Raw genomic sequence first — 12582 nt, 5'->3', positions numbered from 1 at the left:
TCAGAAGACCACCACGGAGCGGATGCTCTCGCCGGCGTGCATCAGGTCGAAGCCCTTGTTGATCTCTTCCAGTGTCAGGACATGGGTGATCATCGGGTCGATCTCGATCTTGCCGTTCATGTACCAGTCGACGATCTTCGGCACCTCGGTGCGGCCCTTCATGCCGCCGAAGGCGGAGCCCTTCCAGACGCGGCCCGTCACCAGCTGGAACGGACGGGTGGAGATCTCTTTGCCCGCCTCGGCCACGCCGATCACGGTCGACACACCCCAGCCCCGGTGGCAGGCTTCCAGCGCCTGGCGCATCACCATGGTGTTGCCGGTGCAGTCGAAGGTGTAGTCGCCGCCGCCGTCGGTCATGGCGATCAGGTGCTGCACGATGTCGCCGTCGATCTTCGAGGGGTTCACGAAATCGGTCATGCCGAACTTGCGGCCCCAGTCGGCCTTGGCGTCGTTCAGGTCCACGCCGATGATCTTGTCCGCGCCGACCATGCGGGCGCCCTGGATCACGTTCAGACCGATGCCGCCCAGGCCGAAGACGATGACGTTCGAACCGGGCGTCACCTTGGCGGTGTTGGTCACGGCGCCGACGCCCGTGGTCACGCCGCAGCCGCAGTAGCAGGCCTTGTCGAAGGGTGCGTCCTCGCGGATCTTCGCCACGGCGATCTCCGGCACCACGATGAAGTTCGAGAAGGTCGAGCAGCCCATGTAGTGGTAGATCGCCTCGCCCTTGTAGGACATGCGCGAGGTGCCGTCGGGCATCAGGCCCTGGCCCTGGGTGGCGCGGATCGCGGTGCACAGGTTGGTCTTGCCCGAGAGGCAGGATTTACACTGGCGGCACTCGGGGGTGTAGAGCGGGATGACGTGATCGTCCTGCTTCACCGATTTCACGCCCGGACCCACGGCCCGGATGACGCCGGCGCCTTCGTGGCCCAGAACGGAGGGGAAGATGCCTTCGCTGTCGAGACCATCCAGAGTGTAGGCGTCGGTGTGGCAGATGCCGGTGGCCATGATCTCGACCAGGACCTCGCCCTCCTTCGGGCCTTCCAGGTCGAGCTCGACGATTTCCAGAGGTTTCTTCGCCTCGAAGGCGACGGCTGCACGGGTTTTCATGGTAGCTCGCTCCGTAATGGGGATGTCTTCACAAACCACAGGTCGGCATGTCGGGAAAGACCAGAAACGAAGAGAAGGGCAGACGATTGCGACGCTTCGCGCGCTGCCCGCGACATGGCGCAGCGATGCGGCACAGGCGGGACGAAAAACGGCGTCCCCGGGGCGGAGACGCCGCAAGTCATTGATAGTTATGGTCTATCGCGTGATAGCTCAGACGGCCTCAAGCGCCACGGCGATGCCCTGGCCGACGCCGATGCACATGGTCGACAGGGACTTCTCGCCCGACTTCAGCTGCAGCGCGGCGGTGCCGGTGATGCGCGCGCCGGACATGCCCAGCGGGTGGCCCAGGGCGATGGCGCCGCCGTTGGGGTTCACCCGCGGGTCATCGTCGGCAATCCCGAGGTCACGCAGCGTGGCCAGGCCCTGGGAGGCGAAGGCCTCGTTCAGCTCGATCACGGCGAAGTCTTCCTGGGTCAGACCCAGCCGCGCCATCAGCTTCTTCGAGGCGGGCGCGGGGCCGAAGCCCATGATCCGCGGCGGCACGCCGGCGGTGGCGCCGCCCAGCACGCGGGCGATCGGGGTCAGCCCGTGTTTCTTCGCCGCCTCGGCGGAGGCCAGGATCAGACCCGCCGCGCCGTCATTGACGCCCGAGGCATTGCCCGCCGTCACCGTGCCACCCTCACGGAAGGGCGTCGGCAGCTTGGCCAGCTTTTCCAGCGTGGAGGCGCGGGGGTGTTCGTCGGTGTCGAAGATCAGGTCGTCCTGCTTGCGGCGCTTGATCGTGACGGGCACGATTTCCTGTGCCAGGCGACCATTGGCGATGGCGGCGGCGGCCTTTTCCTGACTGTTCAGGGCGAATTTGTCCTGGTCTTCGCGCGAGATGTTGAAGTCCTCGGCGACGTTCTCGCCGGTTTCGGGCATCGATTCCACGCCGTACTGCTTCTTCATCAGCGGGTTGACGAAGCGCCAGCCGATGGTGGTGTCGTAGACGGCGTTGTTCCGCGAAAAGGCGGTTTCGGCCTTGGGCATGACGAAGGGCGCGCGGGACATGCTTTCCACGCCGCCGGCGATCATCAGGTCGGCCTCGCCCGCCTTGATGGCACGGGCGGCGGTGATGATGGCGTCCATGCCGGACCCGCAGAGGCGGTTCATCGTGGTGCCGGTGACATTGACCGGCAGACCGGCCAGCAGCGCCGCCATGCGGGCCACGTTGCGGTTGTCCTCGCCCGCCTGGTTGGCGCAGCCGAAGATCACGTCGTCGACGGCTTCCCAATCGACGGCGGTGTTCCGCTCCATCAGGGCCTTCAGCGGCAGGGCGCCCAGGTCATCGGCCCGGACGGTGGCCAGCGTGCCACCGAAACGGCCGATGGGGGTGCGGATGTAGTCGCAGATATAAACGTCGGTCATGTGATCCTCCTGGGGCTCAAGGGCGTGTCCCTAGCCATGTGTTCCGCCCGTCGGGCACCGCCGGGCAGAGCCCGACCCGCCCCACAGGGCGGGCGCTATGCACCCACCCTCGGGCCGGGCGCCGCCCTCTGTACGAAGGCGCCGCCCATGGATTGTCCGAAGGGCGGGATCTACCCCGCCCCGGTTGTCAAAGCTCTGGCACCACCAGATCGGCCACGTCGCCTTCGGTGTGCAGCGGCGCGCCGGTGACGGCTTGCAGATCGTCCATGGACATCCCTGCCAGCTTCTCGCGCAGCACGAAATGGCCGTCCACGATGTCCACAACCGCCAGCGAGGTGTAGACGCGGGTCACGCAGCCCACCCCGGTCAGCGGGAAGGTGCAGGCATCGACCAGTTTCGGGTCGCCCTTCTTGGTGACGTGGTCGGTCAGCACGGCCACGCGTTTCGCGCCATGCACCAGGTCCATCGCGCCGCCCACGGCCGGAACACCCTTGTTGCCGACGCGCCAATTGGCCAGGTCGCCGTTCTGCGCCACCTGCAACGCGCCCAGAATGGCCACGTCCAGATGCCCGCCGCGCACCATGCCGAAGCTGTCGGCGTGGTGGAAGAAGGACGCACCGGGTTTCAGTGTAACGGCCTTCTTGCCGGCGTTGATCAGATCCCAGTCCTCGCTGCCCGGCTCCGGCGCGGGGCCGAAACCCAGCAGGCCGTTTTCCGTGTGGAAGACCGGCGTGCGGCCGTCGACGGTGTATTGCGCCACCATCTCGGGGAAACCGATGCCGAGGTTGACGTAGGCGCCATCCTCGATGTCCTGCGCCGCGCGCCAGGCGATCTGGGCGTTGGAAAGCTTAAGCTCGCTCATATTCAACTCCTGCGCGGATAAGGGCCTCTTCCTGCTGCGGATCGGCGACCTCGACGACGTGATCGACGAAGATGCCGGGGGTGTGCACCTGCTCGGGGTCGATGCCGCCGGGCTCCACAACCTTGGTCGCCTGCACGATGGTCGTCGCCGCCGCCGCGGCCATCAGCGGGGAGAAGTTCCGCGCCGCCATGCGGTAGGTCAGGTTGCCGAAATGATCGGCCAGCTCCGCCTTGATCAGGGCGAAATCGGCCTTCAGCCAGCGTTCCTGCACGTAGTGCTTGCCGTCGAACTCGGCGGTCGGCTTGCCCTCGGCCAGCTCGGTGCCATAGCTCGCGGGAGTATAGAAGGCGGGGATCCCCGTGCCTCCGGCGCGGATCCGCTCGGCGAGCGTGCCCTGGGGCACCAGCTCCAGCTCGATCTCACCGGCCATGTAGCGGTCGGTGAAGGCGCGCGGATCGGACGACTTGGGGAAGGAGCAGATCATCTTCTTCACCATGCCGGCGTCGATCATCGCCGCGATGCCGATCTTGCCGTTGCCGGCGTTGTTGTTGATGACGGTCAGGTCCTTGGGGCCGGCGTCGATCAGGGCGTGGATCAGCTCGATCGGGTTTCCCGATCCTCCGAAGCCGCCGATCATCACCGTGGCGCCATCCTTGATCCCGGAAACGGCCTCGTTCAGGCCGGGGAGTCTCTTGTCCATGCGGATCCTCCTTTGCTGGCGCAAGTCATACGCCCCGACAGGGATCGACGTCCACGGGGTTTGTGCGCTATGCTCTCTTTGTACGGATAGCGCACAAACCCCGGCGGGAGGCTCCATGGCCCTGAACCAACGCGACATGATCTCCGGCCTCGCCAAGGGGCTGCGGGTGATCGAGGGGTTCACCGCCGACCACCCTCGCCAGTCGATCAGCGACGTGGCCGAGGCGACGGGGCTGGACCGCGCCACCGCGCGGCGCTGCCTGCTGACCCTGACCGAGCTGGGCTACGCCGCCCATGACGGCAAGTATTTCACCCTGACGCCCCGGGTCCTGCGCCTGGGCACCGCCTGCCTGGCCACCCTGCCCCTGGCGCAGATGGTGCAACCCTGGCTGGATCAGCTGTCGGAGGAACTGGGCGAAAGCTCCTCGGTCTCGGTGCTGGACGAGGGCGAGGTGGTTTACGTGGCCCGCGCCGCACAGCGCAAGGTGATGTCCATCGCCCTGATGCCCGGATCCCGCCTGCCAGCCTATTGCACCTCGATGGGGCGTGTCCTGCTGGCCGCCCTGCCCGAGGCCGAGGCGTGGGCGCGGCTGGCCGCGATGGACCTCGCGCCGCGCACACCGCTGACCCAGACCGACCCGGAGGCCCTCATGGCGCGGCTGGCGGTGGTCCGGGCGCAGGGCTACGAGGTGATCGACCAGGAGGTGGAGATCGGCCTGCGCTCCATCGCCGTGCCCATCGAGGATGCCCACGGCCGCACCGTCGCCGCCCTGAACCTGGGCCTGCCGGTGCGGGACACGCCCGTTGACGACATCCCCACCCGCTACCTGCCTGCCCTGCATCGCCTTCAGGCCGAGTTAAAGCGCGTGCTGCGCTAGGGGATCGCCCGTGGGCCTTCCTAGCTGGGGTCTCATCGGCGAAGAGCAGAGGGTGCGTGAAGAGGTTGGGATTAACCCCTCACAACGCCGGGCTGCTGCCTTCGACCACCGCTTCCATCGACACGAAGGTGGTGGTGGAGGTGACATGCGGCAGGGTGCTGACTTCTTCCCCCATGACGCGGCGGTAATCGGCCATGTCCTGGGACCGCACCTTCAGCAGGTAGTCGAATCCCCCTGCAATCATGTAGCATTCCTCTATCTCGGGCACGCGGCGCACGGCCGCGTTGAAGGCTTGCAGGGCCGCTGGGCGGGTATCGTCCAGGCGCACCTCGACGAAGCTGACATGGGTCAGGCCCAGTTTCCGGGGCGACAAGGTGGCGCGGTAGCCGGTGATGACACCGCTGTCTTCCAGCGCCTTCAGACGGGCCGCAACAGGTGTTTTCGACAAGCCGACCTTGCGCGCCAGCTCCGCCACCGGGATGCGGGCATTTCCGGTGAGTTCACGCAGGATCTTGCGATCCGTCGAATCCAGGTTTGATGTGCGCATCGCCTGCCAATACCTCGAAGAAAAGTTCTATCGCCGCCATCATGGCATATCTTTGGGCGAAAGGACTATCGCGAAGTCGATACAACAGCCCTGACCCGGGACGTGCCCGGCGACCGCCCGCCAAGGGGATCACAGAAGGGAGACGACCATGCAGGACCAGACCGCAACGCCGCGTTTCGACGCCCTCGAAGGGGTGGCCAAACATGCCGCCGAAGCGCCGCTGATCGCCGCCCTCGCCGCCGAGGCCGATCTGAGCGAGCAGGCCCGGGCGATGATCTCTCACCGCGCCGCCGATCTGGTGCGCAAGATCCGCACGACGCAGAAACCCACCCTGATGGAGCATTTCCTGGGGGAATACGGGCTGTCGACCCGCGAGGGCGTGGCGCTGATGTGCCTGGCCGAAGCGATGCTGCGGGTGCCGGACCGGCTGACCATCGACGCGCTGATCGAGGACAAGATCGCCCCCAGCGACTGGTCCGCCCACATGGGGCGGGCGTCGTCGCCGCTGGTCAATGCCTCCACCTGGGCGCTGATGCTGACCGGGCGCGTGCTGGATGACGAGGGGCCGCGCATGGCGGCCACCCTGCGCGGCGCCGTGAAACGCCTGGGCGAGCCAGTGATCCGCACCGCCGTGGGCCGCGCCATGCGCGAGATGGGCCGCCAGTTCGTGCTGGGCCAGACCATCGAGAAGGCCATGGACCGCGCCCGGACCCGAGAGGAGCAGGGGTTCACCTACAGCTACGACATGCTGGGCGAGGCCGCGATGACTTCTGCCGATGCGGCGCGCTATGCCCGGGAATATTCCGACGCCATCGACGCCATCGCCAAGTCCTGCACCCATGGGTCGGTCGAGGACAATCCCGGCATTTCGATCAAGCTGTCGGCCCTGCACCCCCGTTACGAGGTCGCCAACGAGGAACGCGTCATGGCCGAACTGGTGCCCGTGGTGCGCGAACTGGCCCGCAAGGCGCGCGCCGCCGGCATGGGTCTGAACATCGACGCCGAGGAACAGGACCGGCTGGTGATTTCGCTGAAGGTGATCGAGGCGGTGATCTGTGACGAGGCCCTGGCGGGTTGGGACGGCTTCGGCGTGGTGGTGCAGGCCTATGGCAAGCGCGCCAGCCAGACCATCGACTGGCTCTACAAGACCGCGACGAAATACGACCGCCGCATCATGGTGCGCCTGGTGAAGGGCGCCTACTGGGACACCGAGATGAAGCTGGCCCAGGTCGAAGGCTTGCCCGACTTCCCGCTCTTCACCTCCAAGGTGGCGACGGACGTCAGCTATATCGCCAACGCCAAGAAGCTGCTGCAGCGCGCCGACCGGATCTATCCGCAGTTCGCCACTCATAACGCGCACACGGTTGCCGCGATCCTGGAGATGGCGGGGGACGAGAAGTACGAGTTCCAGCGCCTGCATGGCATGGGCGAACGCCTGCATGACATCGTGATGAAGGGCACCAAGGATCACGGCGGCCCGGGCCGTTGCCGGATCTACGCCCCCGTGGGCGCACACAAGGATCTGCTGGCCTACCTGGTGCGGCGCCTGCTGGAAAACGGCGCCAACAGCTCCTTCGTGAACCAGATCGTCGACGAGGAGGTCTCCCCCGAGGAGATCGCCCGGGATCCCTTTGCCGACCTGCCCGAGGCCCATGCCCCGGCGGGGCTGGTCGCTCCGTCCGAGATCTTCGGCGAAGGCCGGGTGAACAGCCGTGGGTTCGACCTGACCGATGCCCGCACCCTCAGCATGATCGAAGCGGCGCGCGACATCACCGTGCCGGACGCCGGGCCGATCACCGTGGGTCCCGCCAGCGGCACCGCGCGCGACGTACTGAACCCCGCCGACGGCACGGTCGTCGCCCAGGTGACCGAGGCCGACGAGGCCTGCGTGACGGCCGCCATCGACGCGGCCGCGCCCTGGGATGCCACCCCCGAGGAGCGCGCCGAGGTGCTGCGCCGCGCCGCTGATCTCTACGAGGCGAATTTCGGCCCCTTCTTCGCCGTGCTGGCGCGTGAGGCGGGCAAGTCGCTGCTGGATGCGGTGGGCGAGTTGCGCGAGGCGGTGGATTTCCTGCGCTACTACGCCAATGAGGGCGCTCGGCGCGAGGATGCCGCGCGCGGCATCTTCACCGCGATCAGCCCCTGGAACTTCCCCCTGGCGATCTTCACCGGCCAGATTTCCGCCGCGCTGGCCGCGGGCAACGGGGTTCTGGCGAAACCGGCCGAGCAGACCGGGCTGACCGCCGCCATGGCCGTGCGTCTGCTGCATGAGGCCGGGGTGCCGGCCTCCGCCCTGCAACTGCTGCCCGGCGATGGCCGGGTGGGCGCCATGCTGACCGGATCCGGGAAGGTGCAGGGCGTGGCCTTCACCGGCTCGACCGAAACGGCGCAGACCATCTGTCGCGCCATGGCCGAGGTGATGGACCCCGGCGCGCCGCTGATCGCGGAAACCGGCGGGCTGAACGCCATGATCGTCGACAGCACCGCCCTGCCCGAACAGGCCGTGCGCGACATCGTCGCCTCCGCCTTCCAGTCGGCCGGCCAGCGGTGTTCCGCCCTGCGCTGCCTTTACGTGCAGGAAGACGTGGCACCCGGGATGATCGAGATGATCCGCGGCGCCATGGACGAGCTGACGGTGGGCAACCCCTGGTATCTGTCGACCGACGTCGGACCGGTGATCGACGAGGAGGCCCGGGCCGGCATCGCCGAGTACATCGAGGCCGCCCGCGCCGAGGGCCGGCTGCTGCATGCGCTGGACACGCCCCACGGCGGCACCTTCATCGCCCCGACCCTGCTGCAGGTCGGCGGCATCGAGGAGATGGAGCGGGAAATCTTCGGCCCCGTCCTGCATGTCGCGACCTTCAAGGGCAAGGACCTGGGCAAGGTGATCGCGCGGATCAACGCCACGGGCTATGGCCTGACCTTCGGCTTGCACACCCGCATCGACACCCGGGTGCAGGAGGTGACGGATGCGATCCATGCCGGCAACCTCTACGTCAACCGCAACCAGATCGGCGCCATCGTCGGCTCCCAGCCCTTCGGCGGCGAAGGGCTGTCGGGCACCGGGCCGAAGGCCGGCGGGCCGAACTACCTCGACCGTTTCCGCGCCGCGCCCGCGCCGCATGCTGGCACCGAGGATGGCCCGGTCAGCGCCGATGCCATCGCGGCGAAGCTGAAGGGCGGTCGCGAGGGTGAGCTGGTCAACGAGGAGCTGCTGCCCGGTCCGACCGGCGAGCTGAACCGCCTGGCCGCCTTCCGCCGTGCGCCGTTGCTGTGCATGGGGCCGGGGGCCGAGGCCGAGGCGGCGCAGGTCGCCGCGGTCGAGGCGTTGGGTGGTCAGGCGCTGGCGGCGGGCGGTGTGCCCGATGCCACGGCGCTGACCGATCTCGACGGGTTCAGCGGTGCGCTCTGGTGGGGCGACGCGGAGGCGGCGCGTGATTTCACCCGGGCGCTGGCCGCCCGCAAGGGGCCGATCCTGCCGCTGGTCACCGGCCTGCCGGACCGCGGTCATGCCCTGCACGAGCGGCATCTGTGCGTCGACACGACGGCCGCCGGCGGCAATGCCGCCCTGCTCGCCGGCGCGGGGGAATAGGCTCCTGTTCCCTTCCCTGGCGTCCGGGGCGGCACATCCCTTCCTGCCCCGGACGTCCCCTTTGTCCCTGCAACCTGACGGGGGCGACGGCCCCTAGTCCAGGTCGTAGCGTTTCAGCACCTTGTCGACGACACGACCGTCGCCCAGGCGCTTGCCGGTGATCCGCCCGTACTCCTCGAAGCCGCGCGACTGGTAATAGGCCAGGCCGCCCCCGTTGTCGGCGCGGATCTCGGCGTTGATCCAGGCATAGCCCGTGGCGCGGGCGGCGGCTGCCGTGGCCTCGAACAGGGCCGATCCGATGCCCAGTCCGGTGCGGCCCCTGCGGGCGAAGGTGGCGATACTGCCCACCTCCCCGCCCAGTTCGGCGTGCGGTTCGACGTATTGAAACCCCAGGATCTCGCCCGCGTCATCCTCCGCCACATGCCAGATCGCCCGGTCGGAACGGGTCATCCAGGCCGAAATCTCCGCCCGGGTGACGGGATCGGTCATCGCCGTTGTGCCGCCCGCGCGGATAATCTCGTTCAACAGTGCGGCCATGGGGCCGCAATCCAGCGCCCCGGCACGGCGGATATGCGGGATTTGCCCCATCCGGTCAGATCGCCGCCAGCAGCGCGGCGTGGCGGGCGGTGAATTCGTTGCGCGCCTCGACCGGCGGGCGCAGCACGATGTCCAGCCCCTCGATCACCTCCGGCTTGGGGCGGCCGAAGAACCGGCTGGCCTCGGCCTCGGTGAAGCCGGCGATCTGCGTGGCCTCCATCCAGGCGGACACCTTGTCGGCCTTCTTGATCCGCTGCTTCAGGCGTACCGGCGTCGCCGCCGGCAGGCCGAAGCGGATGTGAATAGCCGCCGTCAGCCGCTCGTCCAGCTTGCCGTAGTCGGGGCCTACGGCGGCCTTCACCGGGCTGATCATGTCGCCGATGACGTATTCCGGCGCATCATGCAGCAGGGCCGTCAGCAGCTCCGCCGGCCTGGCCGAAGGCCACATGCGACGGAACAAGGCCTCTACCAGCAGGGAATGCTCGGCAACGGAATAGGCGAAATCGCCCTTGGTCTGGCCATTCCAGCGGGCGACGAAGGCCAGGCCATGGGCGATGTCCTCGACCTCGATGTCCATCGGGGTCGGGTCCAGCAGATCGAGGCGGCGACCGGAGAGCATCCGTTGCCAGGCGCGGGGAGGTTTCATCGGAATGGTCCTTTCACGCCCTGATTAGGCCGCCCGGCGGCGGCTGTAAATTCGCCCCTTTGCAAACTGCCGCATTTGCAGGCACCGACCCGCCGAGGGCGCTGCCAGGGGCCGTTTTGGCAGGCAGCCGTCGTCTCCGTCAGCGCCCTGCTATGCTTTGCTCTGCTCGATATTCTGGCCAGTTCCGCGCGGCCGACTGCGCACCTTTGCCTATGCTGGGCAGAGCAGTGAAAATTAACATCCGATCAAGGCTGCCGATCGTATGAAAGGGGCCTGCGTCGGTCTACCAAGTTGTACCCATCAGCCGCCGGTGCTACCCCTTTGCGCGACCGATCGAACCCTTTTGGAGTGACGGATGACCCAAGACTATATTGTCAAAGACATCGCCCTGGCGGACTATGGCCGCAAGGAACTGGATATTGCCGAAACCGAAATGCCGGGCCTGATGGCGCTGCGCGAAGAGTTCGGCGAGACCAAGCCGCTGAAGGGCGCGCGCATCGCCGGGTCTTTGCACATGACCATCCAGACGGCCTGCCTGATCGAGACGCTGGTCGCCCTGGGTGCAGAGGTCCGCTGGGCCTCGTGCAACATTTTCTCCACCCAGGACCATGCCGCGGCCGTCATCGCCGCCTCGGGTACCCCGGTCTTCGCCGTGAAGGGCGAGACGCTGGAGGAATACTGGGACTATTGTGACAAGATCTTCGCCTTCGAAGACGGCGCCAACATGATCCTCGATGACGGTGGCGACGCCACCATGTACATCCTGATCGGCGCCCGCGTCGAAGCCGGCGAAACCGACCTGATCGAGATGCCGACCTCGGAAGAAGAGGAATACCTCTTCGCGCAGATCAAGAAGCGCATGAAGGAAACCCCCGGCTTCTTCACCAAGCAGAAAGAGCTGATCAAGGGCGTGTCCGAAGAGACCACCACAGGCGTTCACCGCCTCTACGAGCTGTCCAAGGCCGGCCAGCTGCCCTTCCCGGCGATCAACGTCAACGACAGCGTGACCAAGTCGAAGTTCGACAACAAGTACGGCTGCAAGGAATCGCTGGTCGACGGCATCCGTCGCGCCACGGATGTGATGATGGCCGGCAAGGTCGCCGTGGTCTGCGGCTACGGTGACGTGGGCAAGGGGTCCGCTGCGTCGCTGCAAGGCGCCGGCGCCCGCGTTCTGGTGACCGAAGCCGACCCGATCTGCGCCCTGCAGGCCGCCATGGACGGCTTCCAGGTTGTCCTGCTGGACGAGGTGATCTCGGACGTCGACATCATCATCACCACCACCGGCAACAAGGACATTGTCCGCATCGAGCATATGCGCGCGATGAAGGACATGGCGATCCTCGGCAACATCGGCCACTTCGACAACGAGATCCAGGTTGCCGCGCTGAAGAACCACAAGTGGACCAACATCAAGGAACAGGTGGACATGATCGAGATGCCCTCGGGCAACCGCATCATCCTGCTGTCCGAAGGTCGTCTGCTGAACCTCGGCAATGCCACCGGCCACCCGTCCTTCGTGATGTCCGCCTCCTTCACCAACCAGGTGCTCGCCCAGATCGAGCTGTGGACCAAGGGGGGAGAGTACGGCAAAGACGTCTACGTCCTGCCCAAGCACCTGGACGAGAAGGTCGCGGCCCTGCACCTGGACAAGGTCGGCGCCAAGCTGACCAAGCTGAGCCCGGAACAGGCCGCCTACATCGGCGTCGGCGTCGATGGCCCGTTCAAGCCGGAACACTACCGCTATTGATCCCGCGGGGCCGTCCGGCCCCCGGATCCGCATTGGAAACCCCCGTCGAGCGATCGGCGGGGGTTTTCTCATGGCGCCGCCGCGCCCTTGATCGCCGCGCCTCCGGGGCCATCTGAAGGGGATGAAACCCCTGCCCCGCTTCGTTTCGCTGATCTGCCTTGCCGCGCTGAGTGCCGGTGCCGCCCTGCCCGCCCGGGCGCAGGGCCTGGGCACGACCGCGGCTGATCGCCTGCGGACGGAGCAGCAGAACCGCGTGCTGACCCACAGCAACCCGACCCTGGGCCGCATCGACCAGCGCCTGAACCTGCATTTCGTCCAGAGCGACGCGATACGGCGCGGTGACCTGGCCGATCTGGCGGAGATCGAGCGACGCCGGCGGCTGTTGATGCTGGAACGACAGAAGGACCTGTCGGAGATCGAGACCCCGTCCGCCGCGCCGACGGATGGTCGCGAGGATCGCACCTCGGTCTCCGGGGCGCCCGGCGCGCCCTGACCCGACACCCCCGCCCCGCCTGCGAAAAAGGCCCCGGTCCTTCGACCGGGGCCTTCGTGTTTCG

At 67.2% G+C, this 12582-nt stretch carries 11 protein-coding genes; 4 read left to right on the top strand and 7 right to left on the bottom strand.

The annotated features are described in order from the left end of the window. The 4 genes from CVM50_RS19015 to CVM50_RS19000 form a co-directional block, all read right to left on the bottom strand. The gene (locus tag CVM50_RS19015; protein WP_100148409.1) at nt 1-1110 is read right to left on the bottom strand and encodes an S-(hydroxymethyl)glutathione dehydrogenase/class III alcohol dehydrogenase; all 1110 of its coding nucleotides are present in this window, start codon (nt 1108-1110) and stop codon (nt 1-3) included. Between the two features lie 210 nt (nt 1111-1320). Then, on the bottom strand, nt 1321-2517 hold the full coding sequence (pcaF, locus tag CVM50_RS19010) for a 3-oxoadipyl-CoA thiolase (protein WP_085888941.1): 1197 nt from the start codon (nt 2515-2517) through the stop codon (nt 1321-1323). Between the two features lie 187 nt (nt 2518-2704). Beyond that, complete coding sequence (locus CVM50_RS19005; protein WP_085888940.1) at nt 2705-3379, bottom strand: 3-oxoacid CoA-transferase subunit B; 675 nt, start codon at nt 3377-3379, stop codon at nt 2705-2707. Further along, a complete protein-coding gene (locus tag CVM50_RS19000) occupies nt 3366-4079 on the bottom strand; it encodes a 3-oxoacid CoA-transferase subunit A (protein WP_085888939.1) in 714 nt (237 codons plus the stop codon). The genes CVM50_RS19005 and CVM50_RS19000 overlap by 14 nt, the downstream gene beginning before the upstream one ends. Before the next feature lie 115 nt (nt 4080-4194). On the opposite strand from CVM50_RS19000, the gene CVM50_RS18995 reads away from it, so the two are divergent. After that, nucleotides 4195-4956 (top strand): IclR family transcriptional regulator domain-containing protein, encoded by a 762-nt coding sequence (locus tag CVM50_RS18995; RefSeq protein WP_085888938.1) that lies wholly within the window; start codon nt 4195-4197, stop codon nt 4954-4956. Between the two features lie 79 nt (nt 4957-5035). Here the strand turns inward: CVM50_RS18995 and CVM50_RS18990 are convergent, their stop codons facing one another. Then, the gene (locus CVM50_RS18990; protein ID WP_085888937.1) at nt 5036-5503 is read right to left on the bottom strand and encodes an Lrp/AsnC family transcriptional regulator; all 468 of its coding nucleotides are present in this window, start codon (nt 5501-5503) and stop codon (nt 5036-5038) included. Between the two features lie 148 nt (nt 5504-5651). Between CVM50_RS18990 and putA the strand changes: the two genes are divergently transcribed. Continuing rightward, a complete protein-coding gene (gene putA / locus CVM50_RS18985) occupies nt 5652-9095 on the top strand; it encodes a bifunctional proline dehydrogenase/L-glutamate gamma-semialdehyde dehydrogenase PutA (protein ID WP_085888936.1) in 3444 nt (1147 codons plus the stop codon). A gap of 93 nt (nt 9096-9188) precedes the next feature. Here the strand turns inward: putA and CVM50_RS18980 are convergent, their stop codons facing one another. Both CVM50_RS18980 and CVM50_RS18975 read right to left on the bottom strand, forming a co-directional pair. After that, nucleotides 9189-9632 carry a GNAT family N-acetyltransferase gene (locus tag CVM50_RS18980; RefSeq protein ID WP_232618298.1) on the bottom strand — a complete coding sequence of 148 codons (444 nt, stop codon included), beginning with the start codon at nt 9630-9632 and terminating at the stop codon, nt 9189-9191. A gap of 55 nt (nt 9633-9687) precedes the next feature. Continuing rightward, entirely contained in the window at nt 9688-10278 is a 591-nt protein-coding gene (locus CVM50_RS18975) for an HD domain-containing protein (RefSeq protein ID WP_085888934.1), read from the bottom strand. Between the two features lie 355 nt (nt 10279-10633). On the opposite strand from CVM50_RS18975, the gene ahcY reads away from it, so the two are divergent. Further along, the gene (gene ahcY / locus CVM50_RS18970) at nt 10634-12025 is read left to right on the top strand and encodes an adenosylhomocysteinase (RefSeq protein WP_085888933.1); all 1392 of its coding nucleotides are present in this window, start codon (nt 10634-10636) and stop codon (nt 12023-12025) included. Between the two features lie 121 nt (nt 12026-12146). Next, nucleotides 12147-12518: a hypothetical protein gene (locus tag CVM50_RS18965; protein ID WP_085888932.1), complete on the top strand. Its 372-nt coding sequence runs from the start codon at nt 12147-12149 to the stop codon at nt 12516-12518. The last annotated feature ends 64 nt before the right edge of the window (nt 12519-12582 follow it).

This window comes from Pseudooceanicola marinus, assembly GCF_002786295.1.
Classification (GTDB): domain Bacteria; phylum Pseudomonadota; class Alphaproteobacteria; order Rhodobacterales; family Rhodobacteraceae; genus Pseudooceanicola; species Pseudooceanicola marinus.
Note: the sequence above shows the minus strand (reverse complement) of the source record. Positions and strands in the feature narration are given on the sequence as shown.